This is a genomic window from Qipengyuania triglochinis, assembly GCF_054655615.1.
Genome location: NZ_BAAHND010000002.1, coordinates 599,197 through 624,574, shown reverse-complemented (window position 1 = coordinate 624,574; position 25,378 = coordinate 599,197). Strand labels below are relative to the sequence as shown.

Below are 25,378 nucleotides of genomic sequence, written 5' to 3'. Positions count from 1 at the left end.
GTCTTTGTTTTGACGCACCGCATCTGATCATTGGTGACAGGCGCCCTCATATCGAAACAAAGTGAATTTCTCGCTAACTTTCGGCAGACCGAGTCTCGCAAGCGACCAATCGAAGCCAAAATTCGACCGCCGGTTGCGCAGGAAATCCGAGACTGCCACTTAGGGGCAGTGACAGACGCCTCCATCAAGGCGGTCCTCGGACCCACCAATACTGGCAAGACCCACCTCGCCATCGAGCGCATGTGCGCCCATTCAAGCGGCGCCATGGGTTTTCCGCTGCGCCTGCTGGCGCGCGAAGTCTATGACCGGGTGGTTGCCATCAAGGGCGAGAAGCAGGTCGCCCTTATCACCGGCGAACAGCGTATCGAACCAACTGATGCTCGCTACCTGTGCTGTACGGTGGAGGCCATGCCGCGGACAGCCAACGAACGCGCGTTCGTCGCATTGGATGAAGCGCAATTGTCTGCCAATCGTGAGCGAGGACATGTATTCACCGACCGTCTCCTGAATACGCGCGGACGCGAGGAGACGATGCTGTTGGGGGCGGCCACGCTTGCCCCGATGATCCAGGCACTGATTCCGCGGGCTGAAATCTCCGAACGCCCGCGATTCTCGACCCTGTCTCATATCGGTCCGCGCAAACTCTCCCGGCTTCCTCCTCGCAGTGCGATCGTCGCCTTCAGTGCGGAACAGGTTTACGCGGTGGCCGAAATGCTCCGCCGCTTCCGTGGAGGGGCCGCCGTGGTCATGGGGGCCCTGTCGCCCGAGACGCGCAACAAGCAGGTCGAACTATTCCAGAATGGAGAGGTTGATTATATCGTTGCCACCGATGCAATCGGGATGGGGCTCAATCTCGATGTGACCCATGTGGCATTCGCGGGTCTCACCAAATTCGATGGGCTCCGAATGCGGCGGCTTCACCCGGCCGAGATGGCGCAGATTGCCGGTCGCGCCGGACGTCATCAGCGCGACGGGACCTTCGGCACGCTAGCGGGCGCAGGGGGGAAGACGGGCCCCTCGCCCGAATTCACCGATGAAGAAATCTATGCGATCGAGGAACATCGTTTCGCACCGATCACGAAGCTCTTCTGGCGCGAGCCGGAACCCCGCTTCGAATCGATTGGAGCGCTTATTGCTGATCTCGAATCGCCACCCGAACATGAGGCATTGCGTCTTGCCCCAGAAGCGATCGACCTGGCGACACTCAAGCGGTTGTCCGAAGAACCCATCGCTGCTTCGGTTCGGGGCGCGGGACAGGTGAGGCGCTTCTGGGAGGCTTGCTCCCTGCCAGACTTCCGTGCGCGGGGGCCGGATGTCCACGCTCGGTTCGTAGCTCGGCTCTGGCAGGACTTGGCTCAGGGCTATATCGGGGCAGATTATGTTGCCGCCAGAATCTCCGAACTCGACAATACGAGCGGCGACATCGATACTCTGCAGGGGCGGATCGCGGCGATCCGCAGCTGGGCCTATATTTGCCAAAGGCCGGATTGGGTGCTTGCACGCGACGAAATGGCGGCGCGCGCTCGCGGGGTCGAAGCCAAACTGTCGGATGCGCTTCACGCTCGTCTGACCGAACGATTCGTTAATCGAAGGACTGCAATCTTGATGAAATCCCTGGGACAGGACGCTTCCATGCTCCCGATAACGCTCGCCGAGGATGGCACTTTGCTGGTGGAGGACGAAGCTCTCGGCAAGGTCGAAGGGTTTCGCTTCACGGTCGATCCATCTGCGAACCACGCGGATCGCAAGATGCTGTTGTCGGCTGCCGAGAAAGGTCTCCCGCGGATCCTGGGTGAGCGAGCACAGGCGCTGGCGACCTCGGACATGGAACAGCTCGAGCTGGCCCGCGGCGCGATCCGGTGGAACGGTCAGCTCCTAGCTGGGCTCGAACCGCGTGACGGGCAGGTGAAACCTGCGCTGGAGCCATCCCGCGAAGTCGCGACCCTTCCCGAAGGTCCGCGCAAGATGCTGCTCAAGGCCATTGATGCATGGCTCGACAAGAAGCTCGAACCGCTCGAACCGCTCCGCCGCATGCATATCGCCTCCGCGAATCCAGAGGCCGGCTCGCAGGCGCGTGCTCTCTTGCTGAACCTCGTTTCGGGACATGGATACGTCACTCGCGAAAAGGCAGGTATCGAACATCTACCCAAAGAAATGCGGCCCTTCCTGCGGAAGATCGGCGTGACGTTCGGTGCTCTCGACATTTTCGCACCGCCGCTTTTGAAACCTGCACCACGGCAGCTCCTCAGCGCACTGGGAATTGATCGTCGGCCGCTTCAGGAAGCAATGCTGCCGGTAATCCCCGACCAGAAGAAGCTTCCCTCGGGCTACCGTAACGCAGGCAGCCAGGCCATCCGTCTTGATCTTGCCGAAAAGATATTTCGTGCCGCTCACGAAGCGCGCGCCAAAGCAGACAAGAATCGCAAGTTCCGTTTCAATCTGTCCCTTCCCATTTCCATCGGGTTGGAAGAGAAGAATGCCGAACGCTTGCTGGGGCAGGCTGGATTCCGCGTGCAACGCTCGAAACCTCTAGGAGAGGGCGCTTTTGGCCCACCCAGGCCAGCGAGTTGGGAATGGCGACCCTCCCGGCGTAAGCAGGTTCAGCGCGGTCCTGCGCGAAGCCAGCCTCCCCGCGAGGGGAGCGCTTTTGCGGGCCTCGCCGAACTGATTAAGCAAGGCTGACGTTTGCGGATCGACCGCCTGCTTTGCATGTTGCGCTTTTCGCGCACGCGCAGTGCGGCCCAGAAACTGGTAGAGGAAGGGCACATCCGCCTGAATGGTGAAAGGGTGGTGCGCGGAAGCCGGGATGTAGCCGTCGGCGATGTCCTTACCCTGCCACTTGGTAAGGCGGTGCGTCTGGTCGAAGTGCTCGCCCTTCCCGAGCGCCGCGGGCCTCCGCGAGACGCGCAGGAATGTTATCGGGAACTTGACCCCGGCGCATGAATAGCCATAGCAGCGCTCACACACACTACTCACAGGGAAAACGCACCCCATGACCTATGTCGTCACCGACGCCTGTATCAAATGCAAATACACAGACTGCGTCGAGGTCTGCCCGGTCGATTGCTTCTATGAAGGCGAGAACATGCTCGTCATCAATCCGTCGGAATGCATCGATTGCGGTGTGTGCGAACCGGAATGCCCGGCCGAAGCCATCCTGCCGGACACCGAAGACAACCTCGAGAAATGGCTCGAGTTGAATACCAAGTTCAGCGCCGAATGGCCAAATATCACCGGTCAGAAGGAGCCGCCTGCGGACGCCGACGAGCACAAGGGCGAAGAAGGCAAATTCGACAAGTACTTTTCGCCCGAACCGGGCGAAGGGGACTAAGCCCCATCATCGGCAATTTTTCGGACCTCAGGGCAGCCTGGGCGGCAGGCAGCAAGGACAATATCTCGCTCATCGCTGCCGGGATTGCGCATTATGCTCTTTTGGCGCTGGTGCCTGCACTCGGGGCACTTGTCCTCGCCTATGGGGTCTTTGCCGATCCCCAGACTGTAGCCAGACACATACAGCTGCTGTCGGACAATCTGCCAGCGGCCGCGGCTGAGATTATTGGCGATCAACTTCGCAACGTGAGCGAAGGTGCGACGGAAGCGAAAGGGCTCGGGCTGGTCGCATCATTGGCAGTTGCAATCTTTGGCGCGCGGAATGCCGCGCGCGCGTTGATGACCGGCCTTAACATAGCCTTCCATGCGAATGAGATGCGGGGTTTTCTACGCGCCAACCTCGTAGCGCTCGCCATTACGGCGGGGGGAATCGGAGGCCTCGTCATTATTGGCGGCGCATCGGCTGCTTTGGCGCTTATTTCCGGCCCGCTGGGCACTCTTGCCAGTTTCTGTCTTCTGGCCGGTTCTGCCATTCTGTCTGCTGCGGTGCTCTACCGGTACGCACCCAACCAACCCGCCCCGGCCTGGGGGGCAGCTCTTGCCGGTGGCGTTGTTTTTGCTGTCGGCTGGATCGCTGCCACGGCTGGTTTCGCCTTTTATGCAGCGAATTTCGGTAGCTACAATGCGACTTACGGGTCGCTTGGAGCTGTCGTCGTTCTTATCACTTGGTTCTACGTCAGTGCGCTTATGCTCTTGCTTGGCGGCGAGCTGACCGCCCTGAAGGCAGGCATCGCCAAACCCGAACGGGGATAGCGACACGGACTCGCAATATTCGGTTTGTTGTGCTATATAATGCAACAACTGTACCGGTTGGCCCGGGCAGAAATAAGAGTTGAAAGGGCCGCTCACCCGCAACGTCATCTGAAGAACGCCGCCGCGAACCTGAAAAGGATCGCGGTGAACCGGCTTGGTGGCGCTGCCCTTCCCCCCGCGCGGCTCCGATGAAAGGATTGATGCATGGCGAGCAAGGCAGACGCCTTCGACGTTGGCGATTACGTTGTCTACCCCAAGCACGGTGTGGGCCGTGTCATCGAACTGCAGAGCGAGGAAATCGCCGGAATGCAGCTCGACCTTTATGTTCTCCGGTTCGAAAAGGAACGCATGACCCTTCGTGTTCCGGTCAATAAGGTCGAATCGATCGGTATGCGCAAACTGTCTTCCGACAAGACGCTTAAGGAAGCGATGGAGACACTGAAGGGCAAACCCAAGGTCAAGCGCACCATGTGGAGCCGCCGCGCCCAGGAATACGAAGCGAAGATCAATTCGGGCGAAATCGTCCTGATCGCAGAAGTTACGCGCGATCTCTTCCGCCCCGACGATCAGCCGGAGCAGAGCTATTCCGAACGGCAAATTTTCGAAGCCGCTTCCAGCCGTCTGGCTCGTGAACTTGCCGCGATGGAAAAGACCGACGAGCCAACCGCCCTCGAGAAGATCCTCGACGTTCTGCGCGAACATGCTCCTCAGTACTACAACAATGAGGAAGAGGACGCCTGATCGGCAGGTGATACTCTCTAAAGTTCAAAGGGCCGCTTCGAAAGGAGCGGCCCTTTTTCTTGTCGCTTGAAATGCAAGCCAGTGTGTATTATACGTGTAATACGGTAATAGCTTATATATGCGAAGCAGAGGAGCGGCGGATGTTGAAGAAGTTGATCAAACGCGTGGGTCCGGTTGCAGCCATGGTTGCCGGCGTGACCCTGTCTGGCTGCAACGTCGATATGCACGTGGGTAGCGGCGACGGTGTGCCGTTGGCCGAACTCGATCGCAGCGGGGAAGCGCCGACTGGGGTAGTCCTGGCAGGGCCCGACACCGTCATTATCCAAAATGGCAGCGACTTCGAAATCGATGTTTCCGGCGACACGCGTGCACGAGATGCCTTGCGCTTCGAACTGGATGACAATTCGCTAGCGATCTCGCGAGACAAGGATAGCGAGAAGAACATCGGCACGGCTACTGTTCGTGTAACCATTCCCAGCCTCAAAGCGATCGTCCTCGCAGGTTCGGGTTCTATGGAAGCACAATCGATGGAAAACGATGCCGAGGTTACCATCGCTGGATCCGGAACTGCCAAGGTGGAAAAATTGGCAGTCAATTCCTTGGAAATGACCATTGCCGGCTCAGGTGATTTTGAAACGACAGGGTCCGCATCTAAACTCGACCTGACCATCGCTGGATCGGGATCGGCCGATATGGCCGGACTGCAAGTTGATGAAGCAGACGTCACCATTGCGGGTTCGGGAGATGTCGCCTTCGCTTCCGACGGAACTGTAGACGCCAGTATTGTCGGTTCGGGAGACGTTACGGTCACTGGGCGCGCAACCTGCACCGTCAGCGCGATGGGTTCTGGCAAACTACGTTGCAGCGCAGGTACTGCGGAAGCGGAATAATCGCACGATCGAAGCTATTCGTTCGAACTATTGAAAAGAAGGGGGTAGGACGGTGCATCGAAAGGACTGATCGATGTACCGCCCTGCTCTCATTATACTTGTCTCCGCCAGCGGCCTGCTTGCCGGATGCCTCGGCACCGTGGCCGACGTTGTCACCGCACCGGTAAAGGTTGCCGGAAAAGCCGTCGATCTGGCGACCACCAGCCAATCCGAAGCCGACGAAAAGCGCGGTCGGGAGATCCGGCGGCGGGAAGAGCGACTGGCGAAGCTCGACCGCCAATACGCCAAGGAACTCGACGATTGTAACGACGGTGATCGCAGAGCATGCGAAAAGGCTACCGCCACCTATGCCGAAATGCAGCAGATCCTTCCTACGATCCCGGTCGAACCTGAAAATTAAGCTGGAGTTGCCGCCCTGCGGAGGCGGTCATTGATGGCTTGGCCCACACCTCTATCTGGCACGGGAGCCACCGCTATGCGGGGTAGATCAGACTCGGCCGCTTGGTACAGACAGGCGTAAAGCCGTGCCGCCGCTTCTTCAAGATCGCCGGTGGGCGACAGTGAGCAGTCGCTTCCAACCTCCCCAAATCCAATGAAAAACTCGTCCTCGACATGTCGGATGACGTCGAGCCGCACTGGCTTTCCGGGCGCATAATGGCTGGCGAGCTGCCCCGGCGCTTCAACCTGGTCGGCGGTATCTGCAGCAGGTCCGACACCATTGAGGCGGATGGGACCGGGCCGCAGTTGCTGTAACGATCCATCCTGCCTGACGGCGATAATGGTTGATTCCAAACCGGCGTCGCAGTCCCCCCCATCGATGACTGCATCGATCCGCCCATCCAGCGTTGCCAGGACATGGCTTGCAGACGTCGGACTGACATAGCCGCTGCGATTCGCAGATGGAGCGGCCAAAGGCAATTCCGCCTTGTTCAGCAAGCCGCGCATCACCGGATGGCGGGGTATACGAATCGCGACTGTGTCGAGGCCAGCCGTAACGGCAACAGCCAGCCGCGCATCCTGTTTCCGCGGAAGCACAAGTGTCAGTGGACCCGGCCAATGCGCTTTTGCGAGGCGCTCGGCAGTGGCTGAGAAAGTCGCCAACGCGCGCGCCATTTCCATCGATGATACGTGAACGATGAGCGGATTGAAGCTGGGTCTGCCCTTAGCCTCATAAATGCGGGCTACTGCGGCTTCGTCGTCGGCCCTAGCGGCCAATCCGTAAACCGTTTCCGTTGGCACGGCCACCAAGCCACCAGATGCCAGGATCGCCGCAGCACGGCGAAGGCCACTTTCTTCCGCTCCAAGCGTTTCCGTAACGTATTTGCCGCTCATGCTCGCGCGCTATATCTGATGCCGCACAAAGCCAAGAGGATTACCCTGTGACTTATCGCCCCGCCACCAAGGACCAACTGCTCGCAATCCGTGTTAACGCGGGCATCGAAGAGCTTGCCAAGTCGGAGAAATTTGCCGCTGCGGAACCGGATATGGTTGAAGCGATCGTCGAAGGTGTCGGGCAATTCGCGGCAGGAGAATTTGCGCCGCTGAACCGGATCGGAGATCTGGAGGGGGCGAAGCTGGAAAATGGGGTGGTACGCCTGCCCGACGGCTTTGAAGAGGCTTATGCGCACTATGTTGAGCAGGGCTGGAACGCCATTTCTTCTCCGGAAGAATTCGGAGGTCAGGGGCTTCCTTTTACCCTTGCCTGCAATGTGCTGGAGAATCTGGGCACGGCGAATATGGCCTTCAACCTTCTCCCGATGCTGAGCGTGGGTGCGATCGAGGCTCTCGAACATCACGGCTCGGACCTGCTTCAGCAGAAATATCTTCCAGACCTAGTAAGCGGTAAATGGTCGGGTACGATGAATTTGACCGAGCCGCAGGCCGGTTCGGATGTAGGCGCACTGCGCACCACAGCCCGGTTGATCGAAGATGGAGATAATGCCGGTAAATACCGGATCAAAGGCCAGAAAATCTATATCACCTGGGGGGAGCACGAGCTCGCCGAGAATATCATTCATCTGGTGCTGGCGCGTCTGCCCGACGCTCCGGAAGGAAGCAGAGGAATTTCGCTCTTCGTCGTGCCGAAGTTTCACGTGAAACCGGATGGATCGCTCGGGCCGAGAAACGATCTTCGCTGCGTGAGCATTGAACACAAGCTGGGCATCAACGCTTCGCCGACCTGTGTAATGAGCTATGGCGACAATGATGAGTGTATTGGCGAGCTCGTGGGAGCGGAGAATCGCGGTTTGGCTGCCATGTTCACCATGATGAACAATGCCCGCATCAATGTTGGGAATCAGGGGGTGCAGATCGGTGAACGAGCACTGCAACAGGCGACTGATTACGCACAGGAGCGGATCCAGTCAGCCCGCGCAGGTTCGGGAGAAAAAGTTCCGGTCTCGATCATCGAGCATCCGGATGTCAGGCGGATGATTTTACGCATGAAGGCATTGACGGAAGCTTCGCGCGCCCTCCTCTATTACACGGCAGGTCAGGTGGATCGCGGTGTTCTAGGATTTCAGGCCGCCAAGGCGCGGGGCGAAGTTTTGACGCCGTTGATCAAGGCTTGGGGTACCGATGTCGGCATCGAGATAGCCAGTCTCGGCATCCAGGTTCACGGCGGCATGGGATTCGTAGAGGAAACGGGTGCGGCGCAGCACTGGCGCGATTCGCGCATCGCGCCGATCTACGAAGGAACCAACGGTATTCAGGCCGCCGATCTCGTCACGCGTAAATTGGCACTGGAGAATGGCGAGGCGCTGATATCTCTTGTCGAGGACATTGCCCGAGAGTGTGCCGATGAACCGATGCTTTTCGCTCTAGCAGGAGATTGTGCCGCCATCGCCAAATGGATGCGCGAAGACGCCGGTCTGGACGACCGCTTGGCCGGAAGCGTGCCATTCTGTACCATGTTGGCCGTAGCCACTGCCGGGTGGCAGCTCAGTCGCCAATTGAAAGGGATCGAAGAGGGTACCGACCGCGCCAAGGCCAAGCACGCAACCGTCCGATTCTTCCTAGATCGCATCGTACCTGAAGCGTCAGGGTTGAAAGCTTCGGCGACTGCGGGTGGAGATGCCTTGTACGACATCCCCACCGAAGCCTTGCTTCACTAATCTTCGGTGACGATCCGGGCGTAATCCTCTGCAAATGTTGCATTCTGACCGCGTAATTCCCGCTGCGGGGGAAGGCGATTGCCGGTTACCCGTTCGATTGCGCCCTGTGGGGATGCGCCTGGTGAACTGACACGCCAGATAATTCCTGCAGTGTCATCGCTTACGAGCAGGGACCCATCCTGAGCCCATTCGACCCATGTCGGACGCCCGCGTGTATCACCGTTCGATTTGAGAAATCCTGTCAGGACGGGCATGGGCTTTCCGAGCGGATTACCACGCTCGTCGAAAGCGACGTAGACGACATCGTAGCCGGAGGGCGGCTTGCGGTTCCACGATCCATGCCGAGCAACGAAAGCGCCATTGGAGAAGTTCTCGCCCATCGCGGCGCCTTCTTTGCTGAAGACGAATCCTAGCGCGGCGACGTGCGGTCCGAGCGAATATTCGGGGCGCCGCACATAATTGATATAGGCTGGAGCCGGTGCCTCGACACGGCGATCGTAATTGTCGCCCCAATAGACCCATGGCCAGCCGTATTGCGCCCCGACCGGTACGTTGGTCAGGTAATCGGGTACGAGGTCGGATCCGAGCATGTCACGCTCGTTTACCGTGGTCCACAGCTCGCCCGACCATGGGCTGAAGTCCAGACCATTTGGGTTGCGCAAGCCGCCGGCGAACTGGCGTCGGCTGCCCGTTTCCAAGTCGACTTCCCAGATCAGGGCGCGCCCTTCCTCCGCCTCCATTCCCTTGTCGCCGATATTGGTATCCGAGCCGACGGCAATATAGAGCCGGTCGCCGTCGGGGTGAAGTTTAAGGTTGCGCATCCAGTGCCCCCCGCCGCCTGCGAGGTCGATGACTTTGCGCGGCTTTACCGTCACGCGGTCAGAGCCAAGTTCGTAAGGGAAAGCAAGGACTTCGTCGTGATTTGCAACGTAAAGTATCCCGTCGGCGTAAGCCAGTCCCGAAGGTGAATCGAGGCCGGCTATCAACACTCGGCGGGTTTCGGCATTGCCGTCACCATCGGCGTCCCGCAGCAGGACGACTTCATTTGCCGAGGGTCCGGTCGCGCCTGCCTTGTTCATCAGCGTGTTCGTGATCCAAGAGAGAACGCCCCCCGATTCCTGGTTCGGTGAACGGGTCAGGGATACGAGCACATCACCATTGGGAAGCGTATACAGCGTGCGCGGATGATCGAGACCTACCGCGAAGCGCTCCACCGTCAGACCTTCGGCAGCGACTGGCGTTTCGCCCTCTGCCCACCCTACCGGATCGGCGATTGCCACGGTGGGAAAGGTTTCTGCGTCGGGTTCGTCGAGGACGGGGTCATCGCCCGTCACTTCGTCCATCGACAGAGTGGCGGTATCGCCGCGCGTAACAACAAAGATGAAGATCGCGATGATCGCTATCAGGACGACAAGGCCAATGCCCAGCTTCTTTAGAATGTTCATGGCGCCAGGATAGGCGAGCCCTTGCGTGGCGGCAACGGCTCTTGAACTAGCCACGCGACAAGTTAAGTGCCTCTCGATGTTCGATTTCAAACCCGATGCCGATTGCCCCAAGCCCGAAACCTATCGTCAGTTGCAGCAAGCTGCCGCTGCGCTTACCGAAGGTGAGCCGGACGCGGTTGCCAACATGGCCAATGTCGCGGCCCTGTTGGGGGACTTCTTGCCAGATTTGAATTGGGCCGGTTTCTATCGCGTGGTTGACAGCGAGCTGGTGCTTGGCCCGTTCGTCGGACGTCCGGCATGCATCCGCATTCCATTCGGCAAAGGAGTTTGCGGAACCGCTGCGGCCGATGCCGAGACCCAGTTGGTCGAAGATGTTCATGCCTTTCCCGGCCACATCGCGTGCGATTCGGAAACGAATTCGGAGCTTGTTGTCCCGGTAGTGCGGGATGGCGTCGTGGTAGCGGTGATCGATCTCGACAGCCCATCCTTTGCGCGCTTCGATGACGAAGATCGCGAGGGAATTGAAAAGCTTGCCGAGATTATTTCGGGGCGTATCTAATCTCTAGATATCGCCCCCTGTCAGGCGCTGACAAATCAGGTCGAGCTGGTCGAGGGTGCGATAACTTATCGTCACGGTGCCATTGCCGGGTGCGCCTTCAGGTTTGATCCGCACCGCCAAGCCCAGAAATTCCTCAAGGTGGCCCTGGACCGCGGCAATATCCGGATCGTCCGCGCCCTCACCCGCCGGACCCGACTTATTCGCCTGAGCGTTTTTCTTCGGCTTTTCGCCGCGTGCTAGTTTTTCCACCTCACGAACGGAGAGGTTGTCGTTAACTGCACGGTTGGCAAGTGCTGAAGCTTCTTCGTTGCCAATCAGCGGGCGTGCATGACCCATTGAAAGCCGGCCGTCCGCCAGCATGTCCAGAACGTCTTCCGGCAAAGCTAGAAGACGCTGAAAATTGGCGACATGGCTGCGCGACTTATCGACGAGTTTGGCAATCTCGGCCTGGGTCATCCCCTCATCTTCGGACAGTTTCTGATAGGCCCGAGCTTCTTCCAGCGGATTCAGGTCTTCGCGCTGGAGGTTCTCGATGAGAGCCAGAGCCATGATCTCGCGCTGGTCCAGCTCCCTGACGATGGCGGGAATAGTATGCAAACGCGCGCGTTGGGCGGCCCTCCAGCGTCGTTCCCCCGCTACGAGCTGGTACCTGCCCTGCCCCTTGGTCGTGACAATGATAGGCTGGATGACGCCGCGCTGAGCAATGGAAGCTGCCAGCTGGTCGAGCGCCTCGTCATCGAAGCGCGTGCGAGGCTGACCTGGCAACGGGCTGATATCGGCAACAGGGATATCCGCTAAACCGGAAGCATTCGGCGTCTGCCCTGCATCCATCTCGTTACCGTTGTTACCGGTTTTTGGCGCAAGCGGCTCTTCGCGCTGGATTTCACCCATCAGGGCTCCAAGTCCGCGGCCGAGTTTCTTTTTGCGATCGACTGCGGCACTCATGCGGCTTTCCTTTTTTCAGGGAGACGACCAATCAGCTCTCTTGCTAGGCCAATATAGGCCCTGCTTCCCGAACAATTGTGATCGTAAATCAAGGCGGGCATCCCATGACTGGGCGCTTCCGATAATCTGACATTGCGTGGGATGACGTTTTCGAAAACAAGATTACCGAGGCAATCTCTCACGTCATCAGCCACTTGATCCGTAAGACGATTACGACGGTCGAACATCGTCAGGGCGATACCAACTATGCCGAGATCGGGATTGAAGCGCTGTTGCACGCGTTCGACCGTCTGAAGGAGCTGACTAAGACCTTCGAGAGCAAAGAATTCACACTGCAGCGGCACAAGTAAGGTGTTCGAGGCGCAAAGAGCATTGAGCGTCAGCAGACCCAAGGAAGGTGGGCAGTCGATAAAGACGACATCATAGGAAGCCGAACCAGAATCCCGCGCACCGAGAGCCTTCCGGAGGCGATGCGTGCGGTCCTCTACGGCAACCAGTTCCACTTCGGCTCCAGACAGGTCCTGCGTAGCGGGCACGACATCCAAGGAAGGGATTTCCGACTTCTGGGCCGCTTGGGAAAGCGTTGCTTCCCCCATAAGAAGATCATAGCTCGTATATTCACGCGCTGAGTTTTCAATGCCCAGCCCGGTCGATGCGTTTCCCTGTGGATCGAGATCGATTAACAGCGTCCGCCACCCAGACGCCGCCATTGCTGTAGCTATATTGATTGCGCTGGTAGTCTTACCGACGCCACCTTTCTGATTAGCGATCGCAATTGTAATCATTTTCCCGTCCCTATCTTGCCATGCCCAACGACGATTCCCGCATCCGCGTCAGTCACTGATTGTTGCACGTGAAACATTGATTTCAGTTTGGGGGAAAGTTCTTCAACTTCTTGGGTTGCAGAGCGGCCCTTGGGCAAGACCCAAGTCGTAGCTCCTGTGGAGAAGCGTGCGGATAACCTGAGGAGTTTCGGCAAAGGCGCGAAGGCGCGAGCGGAAATAACCTTTGCCGGAAAATTCTCGACTAGTTCCAGTCTCGAACCGATAACCTCGCAATTAGGAAGTTGAAGAGCGTCGACCATGGCCTGTAGCCATTCAACTCTCTTCCGACGCGACTCGATCAGTATCAGTTTTTCGTTGGGCTTGAGAATAGAGACGACCAAGCCTGGGAACCCCGCCCCACTCCCAAGGTCAACCCACGTTCCAGTAGTTTCACGTGAAACGTGATTAAGTAACTGCGCAGAGTCAGCAAAATGGCGAACCCAGATATCCGCGAGAGAGGATTTGGATACGAGATTTTGTCGTCCATTCTCGTTGTTCAAGGCTAGAGCCAGAGTTTCCAACTTAGCGGTGACGCGCTGCTCATCGGCTTCGGCTAAATTACCGATAAACTCACGCGCCTCGGTCTCAGTGGCGATCATGCTGCGCGTTCCTCCAGTCGACGCGCATAAACGAGAAGCGCCGCCATTGCTGCAGGAGTTACCCCAGGAACACGACCCGCAGCGGCTAGGGTATCCGGACATGCCGTCTTCAGCCGCTCCACCATTTCGTTGGATAGGCCAGGAACAGTCTCATAGGGAAAGTCTGCGGAAAGCGTAACCTGCTCGCCGCTTTTCAGATCGCGCAATTCCGCCTCCTGACGAGCGAGATAAGGCGCATAGATGATATCTTCTGCCATCTCGACGGTCAGCGGGTCTAGCGGATCAAGACCATCAGCTAGATCCGCCAATTTATCGAGCGGGATTTGTCCGCCGCTCAGCCAAGTGCGTATCGGCAGCGTGCCTCGGTCTGCCTTCACGGGTAGCCCCGCTTCTGTCAGAACTTCGGCCTCGATATTAAGATCGAAGATAGCGTCGACGACGCCTCTACGGCTAACTCTACGCTCGTACCATTCCGACCGCTCGGCGCCTACTAACCCTGCAGCTATCCCCTTTCCGGTCAGCCGGGAATCAGCATTGGCGGCGCGGAGGCGAAGGCGATATTCGGCTCGAGCCGTGAGCATGCGGTACGGTTCGCTCACTCCGTGCAACGTCAGATCGTCCAGCATGACGGCAATATACGAATCCGAGCGATCCAGCTGCAGTGGCTCAATCCCCAGAACCTTCGCGCCCGCGCTTGCCCCAGCAATAAGCCCTTGTGCAGCGGCCTCCTCATAACCGGTCGTACCGTTTATTTGCCCCGCGCAATACAGACCGGGAATGGCCCGAAGCTCCAACTGCCTGGTCAGCGCTCGCGGATCGATATGATCGTATTCGACTGCATAACCTGGAACTACCATCTCCACTCGTTCCAGGCCGGCCATGCAGCGGAGCATATCGTGCTGCACATCAGTCGGAAGTGAGGTGCTTATCCCGTTGGGGTAAACGAGGTGCGTGGCTAGCCCTTCGGGCTCGAGAAATATCTGATGCCCATCACGGTCACCAAACCGATGGATCTTGTCCTCGATTGAAGGGCAATAACGCGGCCCCGCTGCGCCGATCGCGCCGGAGAACAAAGGAGAGCGATCGAGATTCGCGCGAATGACATCATGAGATTTGGCATTCGTTCGAGTAATCGCACAAAATATCTCGGGATTGTTCCGACCTTTGGTGAGAGACGACATCGTCCACACCTCCCCATCGGAAGGCTGCTCCTCCAGAACGGCCCAGTTGATTGTCCGCCCGTCCAACCTGGGCGGCGTCCCGGTTTTCAACCTCGCCATAGGTAAGTTGGCGTCACGCAACTGTGAAGCAAGGACGTGTGCGGCGTCCTCGCCGATCCGCCCCCCATCAAGACGTTCTTCCCCCCTGAACAACCTGCCGCCCAAGAAGGTGCCCGTACACAGCACGACCGCCTTAGCTTCGATTGAGGAGCCGTCAGCCAAATCTATGCCACTAACCTCCCCACTGGACTGGTGCAGAGCAGCGACTTCACCTTTAATTAAAGTGAGGTTGGCCTGCCCTTCTACAATCTCCCGAACCCTGGCTCCGAACAAATTTCGATCGGCCTGAACGCGAGGCCCCCAGACGGCACTGCCTTTGGAACGGTTCAGCATACGATAGTGGATAGCGCCTGCATCAGCCGCCTTCGCCATCACACCATCAAGAGCATCGACCTCGCGAACAAGGTGGCCTTTCCCCAAACCACCGATTGCCGGATTGCAGCTCATCGCACCGATTTTATTCAGATCGAAGCTGACCAAACCTGTCCGCGCGCCAAGGCGGGCACTTGCACAAGCTGCCTCGACCCCGGCATGGCCTCCGCCGACAACAATGACATCGAAGTTCTGCATGGAGGAGCCGACTAGCCTAAAAGACGTGACCTTACAAAGCGCAATCCATGTTTCACGTGAAACACTGGCAAGTTACTTTCCGATGCAAAACTTACCGAATAGCGAATCCAGCATATCCTCAGTGGATTGACGGCCGAGAAGTCGGTCGAGACTGACTCTTGCCATTCGCAAATGTTCTCCGATCATCAACGGGTCGCCGAGAGTACTCATGTCAGAAAGCCAAGAATGGGCTTCGGCCAGTGCAAGGTGCTGTCGCTGATTCAGTGTGGGCGATCCCGGCTTGGGCAGAAGACTGCGCGCCCTCGAAACTAGAGCCTCGATGAGATCATCGACTCCGTCCCCAGTTACAGATGAAACTACAAAATCAGGCTTCTTCTTTCTTGCGTCTTGAAGGTCACCAAAGGATGCTACCTCGATTGACCCGGGGGGCCCCGCTTCTTCAGGGCCAAGCCAAAGTACTAAATCGGCCTCGGCGAGCTGAGAACGCGCGCGCTCGATTCCGATTCTTTCGATCTCACCCGCATCGGTTTCTCTCAATCCCGCAGTATCGATCAAAACGAACGGAACGCCTTCGAGCGCAATGGATCGCTCGATCACATCCCTGGTAGTACCAGCTTCCGCAGACACGATCGCCGCCCCTTCCCGCAATATCGCATTAAACAGCGAGGACTTGCCTGCATTGGGTGGGCCAGCGAGGACTACCCGAATGCCGTCGCGTAGGCGCTCCATCTTCGGTTTGGCAAGTTCTTGCCCCCACTCATCAAGCAGATCGGGAAGTTCCACGTGAAACGCTTCAGGCAATTCCGCGACATCATCTTCATCCGAAAAGTCCAGCTGAGCCTCTACCAATGCTGAGAGCGCAAGTAGCCGATCGCGCCACCCTTCGACCCTCCTCGTTAATCCCCCACCGGCAATTTCCTGCGCCGCCCTACGTTGAAGCTCCGTCTCAGCAGACAGGAGGTCCCCCAAGCCTTCCGCCTCAGCTAGGTCCAGCACGGCATTCGCGAAAGCGCGGCGCGTAAATTCTCCCGGCAATGCTCGCCGCAATCTTGGGAATGTCGCCAGTTCGTTTTCAACCGCAGCAATGACGGCTCTGCCCCCATGGCAATGGAATTCAACGAGATCTTCGCCGGTCGCCGTTTTGGGGCCGGCGAACCACAGCATCAGGCAGCGATCCAAGACCTGACCTTCGGCATCTCGCAACTCTCGCAGGGACGCCCTTCGTTCTTCCGGGAGCGAGCCAGCCATCCGTTCAGCCGCGGCCTTGGCTTGGGGGCCACTCAGCCGGATGATCCCAATCGCAGCAGGAGGCGCGCCGCTCGACAGCGCGAAAATTGTGTCGGTCATGACTAGAGTTCAGTCCGAAAGTTGGCTTACTTGTCCGGCTTCTTACCGGCGCCCTTGGCCGCGTTCGCGCCTTCCATGAAGCTCTGGAACAGTTTGAAACCCGCCTGCCCCATCGGAGCCAACTGCCGGGCATATTCCTGCAGCTGTTCCGTGTTCGAGACGCCCTTCATCGCGTTCGACATCATCTCGACATATACATCATTGGCTTTGCCTACATCGGGCAAACCCATGAAGCTCCGTGCCTCTTCCGGCGTACAATCAATTTCTACATGGACCTTCATGGCTATTTCTCCGTTGAGCCTCACTGAGACCTATCATCTGGGTTTGCCAACAAAACTCCACAAGGGCTAGACCCGTCACCAAGCATCGGAGGAACGACGAATGACCGAAATGACCACGCTTCAGACACTGGATGGCGCCGACAGCTTCCCCGCCTATGTCGCAACCCCTGCCGATAAGCCGAAAGCAGCCATTGTCGTCATCCAGGAAATCTTCGGCATCAATGCCGGCATCCGCCGCAAGTGCGACAAGCTGGCAGAGGAAGGCTACCTTGCGATCGCCCCCGATCTCTTCTGGCAATTCGAACCCGGCATCGAACTCGATCCCGATATCGAGCCGGAAATGCAGAAGGCTCTCGATCTGTTCGGCAAGTTCGACCAGGACCAAGGCGTCCGCGATATCGAAGCTGCGATCAAATGGGCCCGTACCCAAGGTTGCGGCAAAGTCGGCGCGGTCGGATACTGCCTGGGCGGCCGCCTCGCCTATATGACCGCAGCACGGACCGATAGCGATGCGACTGTCGGTTACTACGCCGTCGGCGTGGACAATCTTCTGCGCGAAAAAGACGCCATCGCAAACCCGCTGATGCTCCATATTCCCACCGAAGACGGCTTCGTCGACAAGGAAACGCAGCAGGCCATGCATGACGGGCTCGACGATCACCCCAAAGTCACGCTGCACGATTACGAGGGCCTGGATCACGGTTTTGCCACCGAATTCGGCGAGCGGCGGAGCGAAGAGGCTGCCAATCTGGCCGACAAGCGCACGGCGGAGTTCTTCAAGACCCACCTTGTCTGACGATTTATGAACGTGCGCGAGGCTTCCCACGGGAAGTCTCGCGCAGATACAACTCAAGCGTTGGGACGTGTGTAGATCCTAGGCGCAAACGTCATCAGTGGGAGTGAGGGCAAATGTCAGCGCGAAAAGGCCTCGAGCAGTGGCACCGCACGATGAAGTCGGGCAATCGCCCCAAAGACCTTGAAAAGATCATCCACGAGGGCGCTGTCTTTCACTCCCCCGTCGTCCATTCACCGCAGCGCGGCCGTGAACTGGTGGTGAAATACCTGGCCGCCGCAGGTCAGACCCTCGGCAATGACAGTTTCACTTATGTACGGGAACTGGTGGACGGGCCCAATGCCATGCTCGAGTTTACGACCGATATGGATGGGATCCACGTGAACGGGATCGATCTTATCCAGTTCGATGCAGATGGCCTCATCGTCGATTTCAAGGTGATGATCCGGCCTCTCAAGGCGGTCAACAAGGTCTGGGACAAGATGGCTGCCGAACTGGAAACAAACGGCCAGCGGTGATCCTTATCCGCGAGCCAGAAACGCCCTTGCCCGCTCTACCAGACCAAAATCATCCTGCCTGTCCGAAAGCAGCGCAGAAAGCTCATCGATCGCCGGCGGACCGTCGAAACTGATGAGGGGCTTCATCGACCAGTCCGGAAACAGGCGATCGGAGCTACTCTCTCTCGCCAGAACAGTAAGACTGTGGTGCCGCTCATCCGCGCGTATGGTGCCCATCAGGGCTTCGACGACGATGGGTGCGCCTTCGAGATACTGAAGATACCGGTTCCCGTCATTCAACAGGAACCCGGTTACAACCCGTGCGGCATTCTTCCGCTCGGAGACCTCGATAATATCGAAAGTGTCGCGCGCCGGGGTCTCTCCGGCGGCGACACTTTCGTAAAGAACGCGTGAAAGACTCACTCGTCCGACTCCCGAACCCTACTGGTTCATGGTCGCGAAGAAGTCCTCGTTGGTCTTGGAATCCTTCATCTTGTCGAGCAGGAATTCCATCGCATCGATCGTGCCCATCTGCATGAGGATACGGCGCAGCACCCACATCTTCGAGAGCTTGTCCTTCTCGACCAGCAGCTCTTCCTTGCGGGTACCGGACTTGCCGACATCCAGCGCCGGGAAGATGCGCTTGTCGGCGACCTTGCGATCGAGCACGATTTCGCTGTTACCCGTGCCCTTGAATTCTTCGAAGATGACCTCGTCCATGCGGCTGCCGGTATCGATCAGCGCCGTGGCGATGATGGACAGCGAACCGCCTTCCTCGATGTTACGCGCAGCACCGAAGAAGCGCTTGGGACGCTGCAGTGCATTGGCATCGACACCGCCGGTCAGCACCTTGCCCGAGCTGGGCACCACGGTGTTGTAGGCACGGCCCAGGCGGGTGATGGAATCGAGCAGGATGACGACATCCTTCTTGTGCTCGACCAGGCGCTTGGCCTTTTCGATCACCATTTCGGCAACCTGCACATGGCGGTTGGCAGGCTCATCGAAGGTCGAGGAGATGACTTCACCCTTCACGCTGCGCTGCATGTCGGTGACTTCTTCGGGCCGTTCGTCGACCAGCAGGACCAGCAGGAAAACTTCCGGGTGATTGTCGGTAATCGCCTTGGCGATGTTCTGCAGCAGCACGGTCTTACCGGTGCGCGGCGGCGCCACGATCAGTGCACGCTGGCCCTTGCCCTGCGGCGAGATGATATCGATCACGCGGGCGGACTTGTCCTTCACCGTCGGATCGAGCGTGTCGAGATTGAGCTTCTCTTCCGGATAGAGCGGCGTGAGATTGTCGAAATTGGTGCGGGTCCGGACATTTTCCGGATCCTCGTAATTGACCGCGGTCAGGCCGGTCAGCGCGAAATAGCGTTCGCCTTCCTGCGGTGCGCGAATCTGGCCTTCGACGGTATCGCCGGTGCGCAGACCCCATTTGCGGATCTGGTTGGGCGAGACATAGATATCGTCCGGACCGGCAAGATAGTTCGCTTCGGGGCTGCGCAGGAAGCCGAAACCGTCCTGCAGCACCTCGATCGTGCCGATGCCCATGATTTCTTCGTTATATTCTTCATCGTCCGCCAGTTCGCGCAGGATGCAGAACATCAGGTCCTGGCGGCGCATGGTGCCCGCGGCCTCGACGCCCAGCTCTTCGGCCATGGCCACCAGATCGGCCGGCGCTTTTGCTTTTAAGTCTTTGAGATGCATAGGTTTTCTCGAAATTCCGATGAGGTATAGCCGGCAGGTCGGTAAGGGCTTGGAGAAAGCGGACCCGGCCTCGTCTGAACGCGAGGCCTCTAGCCGTCAGAAAGCTTCAGATAAATTCGCTTGCCCGCCCCGTCAATCGCCAAAGCGACAAGGCGCGCCCTCAGAAAGGTTTGACGACCACCAGGACCACGATCAGCGCCAGCAGGATACCGGGTACTTCGCCCAGCATCCGCAGCTGCTTTTCGGTCAGGGGCCGCTCGCCCGCGGCCATCTTCTTCGACTGCGCCACCAGATAGCCGTGGAAGCCGCTGAGAAGCAGCACCAGCAACAATTTGGCATGCAGCCATCCCTCACCCCATGCGGACAGCGTTTGAGCAAGCAGCAGGCCCAAAATCCACACTACGACGATGCTGGGGGTAAGGATGATCTTGCGCAGCAACCCCATGCGCTTGCCCCACAGTTCCGATTCCGCCGAATCCGGCGTTGCCGGATGCAGGTAGATCATCTGCCGCGGCAGCATGAACAGACCTGCCAGCCAGAACACCATGAAGATGATATGGCCGGCCTTGAGCCAGAGATAAGTCATCGAAAGCACGTCCTGCATGGGGCCGATGTAGCGTGTGGCGCCAAGGATTTCACCCCTTCCATCCACGTACAGCCGCAATCAGTCGCTCGACATGGGCGATGGGGGTGCGCCGGTCGATTCCGTGCCCCAGATTGAAGACATGCGGTCGCCCAGCGAACGCATCGAGAATGGTATTCACACGCTTTTCGAGCCGGTCCGATCCGGCAAGCAGCAGCAGCGGATCGAGATTACCCTGAACCGGCATGCCGTCAGGAAGTTCGCGCGCCACCCAAACCGGATCGAGCGTTTCGTCTACGCCCACGGCCTTCACGCCCGTTTCGCGGGCATAGGCGGGCAGCTTTTCGCCAGCCCCCTTCGGAAAGCCGATGACCGGCGTATCCGGATGCCGTTCTGCCAGCGCCGCCACGATCCGCGCATTGGGCGCGATAACCCAGCGTTCGAACTCGTCCGGGGCAAGACTTCCGGCCCAGCTGTCGAACAGCTGCACGGCTTCCGCGCCGGCTTCGATCTGGCCGGAAAGATAGGTAATCGTCTGCTCGGAAATCGCATCCACGATCTCCTGCAGGGCTGCCGGATCGCGATAGGCGAGCGCGCGGGCCTCGTGCTGATCGCGGCTCCCCTCGCCAGCGACCATGTAGGTCGCCACGGTCCACGGGCTGCCCGCAAAGCCGAGCATGGTCACGCCTTCGGGCAGGCGCTGACGGCACAGGCGAACCGTCTGGTAGATCGGCTCGTAACGCGAAGGATCGCGGGTCAGATCGGCCAGTGCCGCATCGACCAGCCGGGGCGAAAGCTTGGGCCCCTCGCCCGCCAGAAACTCCAGATGCTGGCCCAGCGCGTGGGGCACGATCAGAATGTCGGAAAACAGGATCGCGCCGTCGAAACCGAAGCGGTCGATCGGCTGCAAGGTGATCTCGCAGGCCGCCTCGCTATCGTAGGCCATCGCCAGGAATCCGCCCTTTTCGGCGCGCAATTCGCGATATTCGGGGAGATACCGGCCGGCTTGGCGCATGAGCCAGAGCGGGACCGTGCCAGTGGGAGAACCGTTGAGTGTATCGAGAAGGGGACCGGGCATTCAGGAGTCCAATAATACCTAGTTATTATAAGGATTGATGGAGTCTGTTGGCCCTGTGGATATCGGGCACAAGTGGCCCCTGCCCTATTTCTCCCGCCGTGGGAAGGGTTCGATCCGATCATGCGAATCGTGCCCCTGCTTGAGTCGAGTCAATTTTGTCCCCACTGTTCCCAGCCTGCGCAAAAGTCGCGGCTTGGTGTGCGGGAATCACCCCCTTGCCTGACTCGTAGTGGGGAGCGTTTTCATCCCCGAACTTGTCGGCAGAGCTGTCCCGTGGTTTATCCCATGCCTGTCCACAGGCCCCCAGCGAGGATATCATCTCCGACCGTATCCACCTTCACCTGCTTTCCGACAGCACCGGCGAAACGCTGGAAATGCTGGCAAAAGCGGCGCTTGCCCAGTTCGACGATGCCAATGTGGTGCGCCATTTCTGGCCCATGGTCAGGAGCCGCCAGCATCTTGACCGGATCGTGCCCGAGCTCAAGGCCAATCCGGGCCTGGTGCTGTTCACGCTGGTGAATGCCGATGCGCGGGCGCGGCTGGAAGATGTGTGCCGGACCCATGGCCTGCCCGCCGTGCCTATCCTCGACCGGGTGACCGCCGCGCTGGAGAAGGCGCTGGGGCAGGAAGCCCACGGGCGCCCGGGCAAGCAGCACCAGATGGACAAGGCCTATTTCGACCGGGTGGAGGCGATCCAGTTCACCATCGCCCATGATGACGGCATCCTGTGGGACGAATGGGAAGAGGCGGATATCCTGCTGGCCGGCGTTTCGCGCAGCTCCAAGACGCCGACCAGCATCTATCTCGCCAATCGCGGATACAAGGTCGCCAATATACCGCTGGTAGTGGAAAGCCCGCCGCCGCCCGAACTGTTTCGGCTCAAGAACCCCATGGTGGTGGGCCTCACCACCGCGCCCGAACGGCTGGTCCAGATCCGGCGCAACCGGCTGCTGACGCTGAACGAACAGTCGGAAACCGCCTATGTCGACAATGAGAAGGTGAAGAGCGAAGTGGCCTTTGCCCGGCGCATGTTTGCCGATAACGGCTGGCCGGTGATCGACGTCACCCGCCGCTCGATCGAGGAAACCGCGGCCGCCATCATCCGCCTCTATGGCGAGCGCAGCCAGCGCGAAGGCGGCGATTTCGAAGGAGTGAAGGCGATATGAGCGGTATCTCGGGCAGCGGCATCGTGCTCGCGTCGAATTCCGCCTCACGCAAGGCTATGCTGGAGGCTGCCGGTGTGGCCTTCGAGGCGCGCTCCGCCGAGGTGGACGAGCGCGCGCTCGAGGCCGAGATGGAGGGCGCCGACCCCGCCGAGGTGGCGCAGGCGCTGGCAGCCGCCAAGGCCGCCGCCGTATCGGACGCCCGCCTCGTGCTCGGCAGCGATTCGCTGGTGGAGGTCGACGGGCGCCGCTTCGACAAGCCGGAAAGCCGCGAACAGGCAGCCGAACACCTGCGTTTCTTCTCGGGCAAGGTCATGACCCTCCACAGCGCCGCCGCCCTCGCCAAAGACGGCCAGATCATCTGGGTCGGCTCCGACTTCGCCCGCCTCCGTATGAGAGACCTTAGCGAAGATTTCATCGCCGCCTATCTCGATGCCGAATGGCCGGCCGTGTCCTATTGCGTCGGCGTGTTCCGCATCGAAGGCCCCGGCGTCCAGCTATTCGAGAGCATCATGGGCGACCAGTTTACCGTTCTGGGTATGCCCCTCCTCCAGGTGCTGGATGCCTTGCGCGAGGAAGGCGTTCTCCCCTCGTGACCCAATACGCAGAGGTTATCGGCGATCCCATTTCGCAATCCAAGTCCCCTGCCATTCACGGATACTGGATCAAAAGGCTTGGGCTCGATGCCGCCTATCGCGCCCACCACGTCCGTTCCGACGAGTTGAAAAGCTATCTGGCAGCACGTCGTACAGATCCTCTATGGCGCGGATGCAACGTCACGATGCCGCACAAACAGGCGGTTCTGCCGCTGGTAGACAGGCTGGAACCGCTGGCGAAACGCGTGGGTGCCGTCAACACGATCCACCGCGCAAAGGACGGGGCGTTGGTCGGCCGCAATACCGATGTCGGCGGGTTTCTCGAACCGCTCAGAGCGCGGCTTGCGAGCCAGCACTATTTCCGCATGGCCCGCGTCCTGGGCACCGGAGGTGCTGCAAGGGCGATCGTAGCGGGACTTGCAGCAGAAGGTTTTACCTTGGTCCTCGCCGGGCGCGATCCGGGAAAGGCCCGCGCCTTGTTGGATAGTCTGGTGGATGGCGAGCATCATGTAGCGCCGCTCGATCATTTTGCCAGCGCAACCGATTTTGCTTTCGATGATCGGCAAGGTTGCTGCGATCTCGTCATCAACGCCAGCCCTCTGGGCATGCGCGGCCAGCCGGCCCTTCCCTTCGACTGGAGCCATGCACCTCCGGGTTCAATCGCTTACGACATCGTTACCGATCCGGTGGAAACCGATTTTTTAAGGGGCGCCCGCAGGGCTGGCTTCGAGACTATCGACGGGCTGTCCATGCTGATCGGTCAGGCGGCGGCAGCATTCACCTATTTCTTTGAGCATGAACCGCCACGGGATACCGATGCGCAACTTCGTCAGCGGTTGATAGCGTGAAACGGCCGCTCGTTATCGGGCTTACTGGCTCTATAGGTATGGGGAAATCGACCGTTGCGGCAATGTTCGCTGCGGAGGGCATACCGGTTTTCGATGCCGACGCCGAAGTGCGCGCTATGCAGGGTCGCGGCGGCGAATTGGTCGAAGCTATCGAATCGGAGTTTCCCGGCAGCACCGATGCGGCAGGCGTATTGCGTGATAAGCTTGGTAAGCAAGTCTTCGGCGACAAAGCAGCGCTTGCGAGGCTCGAGGCGCTCGTTCATCCTGCAGTTGCACAAAAGCGGAAGGCATTTCTCGAAAAGCACGGTGACGTCCCATTCGTGATCTTTGACATTCCCTTGCTCTACGAAAAAGGCGGAGAGGCGTCTGTGGATCGTGTCGTGGTCGTCTCAGCACCTTCCGAGATTCAACGACAGCGCGTTCTCGCCCGGCAGGATATGACTCCTGAGAAGTTTGCCCAGATTCTATCACTGCAAATGCCCGATTCAGAAAAGCGCGCGCGGGCCGATCACATTATCGATACCGGACAATCGCTGGCGGCAACCGAAGAAGAGGTTGTTGCGCTAACATGCTTGTTGCGTGAGGCCGCGAAGCACCGTGACCCCTTGTAATATGCGCTTCCGAGTCCGATAGCATACCCAATGCGTGAAATAGTTTTCGATACCGAAACCACCGGCCTCGACCCCAAGACGGGCGATCGGATGGTGGAAATCGGCTGTGTCGAGATGGTCAATCTGGTCCCCACGGGAAATACCTTCCACGCCTATTACAATCCCGAGCGAGATATGCCCGCTGGCGCGGAAGCCGTGCATGGGCTTTCGGCGGCATTCCTGGCGGACAAGCCATTTTTTCGGGACACGTTCCAGGACCTCCTCGAATTCATCGCGGACTCCCCGCTGATTGCGCACAATGCTGGGTTCGACTTTGGTTTTCTGAATGCGGAACTGGCGCTGTGCCGATGCGAACCCGTGTGCATGACCCGCATGGTGGATACGGTGCAACTGGCAAAGAAGCGCCACCCTGGCGCCAAACTATCGCTCGACGCCCTTTGTAGCCGATATGGCATCGATCGCAGCCACCGTGTCAAGCACGGGGCATTGCTTGATGCCGAGTTGCTTGCCCAAGTATATGTCGAACTTAAAGGTGGCCGTCAGATCGGCCTGGAGCTTGCCGCAGAGCAGGCGAAAGCCGTGCCTGCTCCGGAATTCGTTGCTGTGCGCAGGGCGCCCGACGGGCCGCGCCGCGAACCACGGCCCCATTCGCCGACACCAGAAGAACTGGCACGGCACAGAGAGTTCATGACCGGGATCGAAAACCCTCTCTGGGGGTAAGTCCCCGGCGCATGTGTTCCGGTCGGACGGGGCCGGAGGGATCGG

28 protein-coding genes are annotated in these 25,378 nt (G+C 59.0%); 16 read left to right on the top strand and 12 right to left on the bottom strand.

The window, feature by feature from the left end:
• The first annotated feature begins 168 nt into the window (after window positions 1-168).
• The 7 genes from ACYQ0G_RS09160 to ACYQ0G_RS09130 all read left to right on the top strand — a co-directional run bounded on the left by ACYQ0G_RS09160 (window position 169) and on the right by ACYQ0G_RS09130 (window position 6,174).
• Window positions 169-2,682 (top strand): helicase-related protein, encoded by a 2,514-nt coding sequence (locus tag ACYQ0G_RS09160; protein ID WP_460101842.1) that lies wholly within the window; start codon window positions 169-171, stop codon window positions 2,680-2,682.
• Between the two features lie 3 nt (window positions 2,683-2,685).
• Window positions 2,686-2,943 carry an RNA-binding S4 domain-containing protein gene (locus ACYQ0G_RS09155; protein ID WP_460101841.1) on the top strand — a complete coding sequence of 86 codons (258 nt, stop codon included), beginning with the start codon at window positions 2,686-2,688 and terminating at the stop codon, window positions 2,941-2,943.
• A gap of 49 nt (window positions 2,944-2,992) precedes the next feature.
• On the top strand, window positions 2,993-3,331 hold the full coding sequence (gene fdxA, locus ACYQ0G_RS09150; RefSeq protein ID WP_100260114.1) for a ferredoxin FdxA: 339 nt from the start codon (window positions 2,993-2,995) through the stop codon (window positions 3,329-3,331).
• Window positions 3,332-3,336: 5 nt separating this feature from the next.
• Window positions 3,337-4,143: a YihY/virulence factor BrkB family protein gene (locus ACYQ0G_RS09145; RefSeq protein WP_460102825.1), complete on the top strand. Its 807-nt coding sequence runs from the start codon at window positions 3,337-3,339 to the stop codon at window positions 4,141-4,143.
• A gap of 204 nt (window positions 4,144-4,347) precedes the next feature.
• A complete protein-coding gene (locus ACYQ0G_RS09140; protein WP_221427309.1) occupies window positions 4,348-4,884 on the top strand; it encodes a CarD family transcriptional regulator in 537 nt (178 codons plus the stop codon).
• A gap of 140 nt (window positions 4,885-5,024) precedes the next feature.
• Window positions 5,025-5,774: a head GIN domain-containing protein gene (locus ACYQ0G_RS09135; RefSeq protein ID WP_460101840.1), complete on the top strand. Its 750-nt coding sequence runs from the start codon at window positions 5,025-5,027 to the stop codon at window positions 5,772-5,774.
• Between the two features lie 73 nt (window positions 5,775-5,847).
• On the top strand, window positions 5,848-6,174 hold the full coding sequence (locus ACYQ0G_RS09130; protein WP_460101838.1) for a hypothetical protein: 327 nt from the start codon (window positions 5,848-5,850) through the stop codon (window positions 6,172-6,174).
• On the opposite strand, the gene ACYQ0G_RS09125 is transcribed toward ACYQ0G_RS09130, so the two are convergent.
• The gene (locus ACYQ0G_RS09125) at window positions 6,171-7,106 is read right to left on the bottom strand and encodes an L-threonylcarbamoyladenylate synthase (RefSeq protein WP_460101836.1); all 936 of its coding nucleotides are present in this window, start codon (window positions 7,104-7,106) and stop codon (window positions 6,171-6,173) included. The two genes, ACYQ0G_RS09130 and ACYQ0G_RS09125, sit on opposite strands and share 4 nt — an antisense overlap.
• Window positions 7,107-7,153: 47 nt before the next feature.
• Between ACYQ0G_RS09125 and ACYQ0G_RS09120 the strand changes: the two genes are divergently transcribed.
• The gene (locus tag ACYQ0G_RS09120) at window positions 7,154-8,887 is read left to right on the top strand and encodes an acyl-CoA dehydrogenase family protein (protein WP_460101834.1); all 1,734 of its coding nucleotides are present in this window, start codon (window positions 7,154-7,156) and stop codon (window positions 8,885-8,887) included.
• Here ACYQ0G_RS09120 and ACYQ0G_RS09115 read toward each other — a convergent pair.
• Window positions 8,884-10,332: a PQQ-dependent sugar dehydrogenase gene (locus ACYQ0G_RS09115; RefSeq protein ID WP_460102823.1), complete on the bottom strand. Its 1,449-nt coding sequence runs from the start codon at window positions 10,330-10,332 to the stop codon at window positions 8,884-8,886. The genes ACYQ0G_RS09120 and ACYQ0G_RS09115 overlap by 4 nt on opposite strands.
• Before the next feature lie 76 nt (window positions 10,333-10,408).
• On the opposite strand from ACYQ0G_RS09115, the gene ACYQ0G_RS09110 reads away from it, so the two are divergent.
• Complete coding sequence (locus ACYQ0G_RS09110; RefSeq protein WP_460101832.1) at window positions 10,409-10,891, top strand: GAF domain-containing protein; 483 nt, start codon at window positions 10,409-10,411, stop codon at window positions 10,889-10,891.
• A 3-nt stretch (window positions 10,892-10,894) separates the two neighbouring features.
• On the opposite strand, the gene ACYQ0G_RS09105 is transcribed toward ACYQ0G_RS09110, so the two are convergent.
• From ACYQ0G_RS09105 to ACYQ0G_RS09080, 6 genes are all read right to left on the bottom strand, one after another.
• Window positions 10,895-11,836 carry a ParB/RepB/Spo0J family partition protein gene (locus ACYQ0G_RS09105; RefSeq protein WP_460101830.1) on the bottom strand — a complete coding sequence of 314 codons (942 nt, stop codon included), beginning with the start codon at window positions 11,834-11,836 and terminating at the stop codon, window positions 10,895-10,897.
• Window positions 11,833-12,621, bottom strand: a complete 789-nt coding sequence (locus ACYQ0G_RS09100; protein WP_460101828.1) for a ParA family protein — start codon at window positions 12,619-12,621, stop codon at window positions 11,833-11,835. Before ACYQ0G_RS09100 ends, ACYQ0G_RS09105 begins: the two co-directional genes overlap by 4 nt.
• The gene (gene rsmG, locus ACYQ0G_RS09095; protein ID WP_460101826.1) at window positions 12,618-13,259 is read right to left on the bottom strand and encodes a 16S rRNA (guanine(527)-N(7))-methyltransferase RsmG; all 642 of its coding nucleotides are present in this window, start codon (window positions 13,257-13,259) and stop codon (window positions 12,618-12,620) included. The genes ACYQ0G_RS09100 and rsmG overlap by 4 nt, the downstream gene beginning before the upstream one ends.
• Window positions 13,256-15,109: a tRNA uridine-5-carboxymethylaminomethyl(34) synthesis enzyme MnmG gene (mnmG, locus tag ACYQ0G_RS09090; protein ID WP_460101824.1), complete on the bottom strand. Its 1,854-nt coding sequence runs from the start codon at window positions 15,107-15,109 to the stop codon at window positions 13,256-13,258. Before mnmG ends, rsmG begins: the two co-directional genes overlap by 4 nt.
• Before the next feature lie 72 nt (window positions 15,110-15,181).
• Window positions 15,182-16,456, bottom strand: coding sequence for a tRNA uridine-5-carboxymethylaminomethyl(34) synthesis GTPase MnmE (mnmE, locus tag ACYQ0G_RS09085; protein ID WP_460101822.1), 1,275 nt, complete (start codon window positions 16,454-16,456; stop codon window positions 15,182-15,184).
• Window positions 16,457-16,482: 26 nt separating this feature from the next.
• Entirely contained in the window at window positions 16,483-16,737 is a 255-nt protein-coding gene (locus ACYQ0G_RS09080) for a DUF6489 family protein (RefSeq protein WP_460101820.1), read from the bottom strand.
• A gap of 100 nt (window positions 16,738-16,837) precedes the next feature.
• Here ACYQ0G_RS09080 and ACYQ0G_RS09075 point away from each other — a divergent pair, with 100 nt between their 5' ends.
• Both ACYQ0G_RS09075 and ACYQ0G_RS09070 read left to right on the top strand, forming a co-directional pair.
• Window positions 16,838-17,533 (top strand): dienelactone hydrolase family protein, encoded by a 696-nt coding sequence (locus ACYQ0G_RS09075; RefSeq protein WP_460101818.1) that lies wholly within the window; start codon window positions 16,838-16,840, stop codon window positions 17,531-17,533.
• Window positions 17,534-17,646: 113 nt separating this feature from the next.
• Window positions 17,647-18,048, top strand: coding sequence for a nuclear transport factor 2 family protein (locus tag ACYQ0G_RS09070; RefSeq protein WP_460101817.1), 402 nt, complete (start codon window positions 17,647-17,649; stop codon window positions 18,046-18,048).
• A gap of 3 nt (window positions 18,049-18,051) precedes the next feature.
• On the opposite strand, the gene ACYQ0G_RS09065 is transcribed toward ACYQ0G_RS09070, so the two are convergent.
• From ACYQ0G_RS09065 to hemE, 4 genes are all read right to left on the bottom strand, one after another.
• Entirely contained in the window at window positions 18,052-18,450 is a 399-nt protein-coding gene (locus ACYQ0G_RS09065; RefSeq protein ID WP_460101815.1) for a BLUF domain-containing protein, read from the bottom strand.
• An 18-nt stretch (window positions 18,451-18,468) separates the two neighbouring features.
• Window positions 18,469-19,734: a transcription termination factor Rho gene (gene rho / locus ACYQ0G_RS09060; RefSeq protein ID WP_460101813.1), complete on the bottom strand. Its 1,266-nt coding sequence runs from the start codon at window positions 19,732-19,734 to the stop codon at window positions 18,469-18,471.
• A 160-nt stretch (window positions 19,735-19,894) separates the two neighbouring features.
• Entirely contained in the window at window positions 19,895-20,338 is a 444-nt protein-coding gene (locus ACYQ0G_RS09055) for a CopD family protein (protein ID WP_460102821.1), read from the bottom strand.
• Between the two features lie 31 nt (window positions 20,339-20,369).
• Entirely contained in the window at window positions 20,370-21,395 is a 1,026-nt protein-coding gene (gene hemE, locus ACYQ0G_RS09050) for a uroporphyrinogen decarboxylase (protein WP_460101811.1), read from the bottom strand.
• A gap of 374 nt (window positions 21,396-21,769) precedes the next feature.
• Between hemE and ACYQ0G_RS09045 the strand changes: the two genes are divergently transcribed.
• Genes ACYQ0G_RS09045 through dnaQ form a run of 5 tightly spaced genes read left to right on the top strand, consistent with a single transcriptional unit; the run spans window position 21,770 to window position 25,333 of the window.
• Window positions 21,770-22,561 (top strand): pyruvate, water dikinase regulatory protein, encoded by a 792-nt coding sequence (locus ACYQ0G_RS09045; protein WP_460102819.1) that lies wholly within the window; start codon window positions 21,770-21,772, stop codon window positions 22,559-22,561.
• On the top strand, window positions 22,558-23,154 hold the full coding sequence (locus ACYQ0G_RS09040) for a Maf family protein (protein WP_460101809.1): 597 nt from the start codon (window positions 22,558-22,560) through the stop codon (window positions 23,152-23,154). Before ACYQ0G_RS09045 ends, ACYQ0G_RS09040 begins: the two co-directional genes overlap by 4 nt.
• Entirely contained in the window at window positions 23,151-24,002 is an 852-nt protein-coding gene (locus tag ACYQ0G_RS09035) for a shikimate dehydrogenase family protein (RefSeq protein ID WP_460101807.1), read from the top strand. The genes ACYQ0G_RS09040 and ACYQ0G_RS09035 overlap by 4 nt, the downstream gene beginning before the upstream one ends.
• Entirely contained in the window at window positions 23,999-24,613 is a 615-nt protein-coding gene (coaE, locus tag ACYQ0G_RS09030) for a dephospho-CoA kinase (protein WP_460101805.1), read from the top strand. Before ACYQ0G_RS09035 ends, coaE begins: the two co-directional genes overlap by 4 nt.
• A gap of 30 nt (window positions 24,614-24,643) precedes the next feature.
• The gene (dnaQ, locus tag ACYQ0G_RS09025) at window positions 24,644-25,333 is read left to right on the top strand and encodes a DNA polymerase III subunit epsilon (RefSeq protein WP_460101803.1); all 690 of its coding nucleotides are present in this window, start codon (window positions 24,644-24,646) and stop codon (window positions 25,331-25,333) included.
• The last annotated feature ends 45 nt before the right edge of the window (window positions 25,334-25,378 follow it).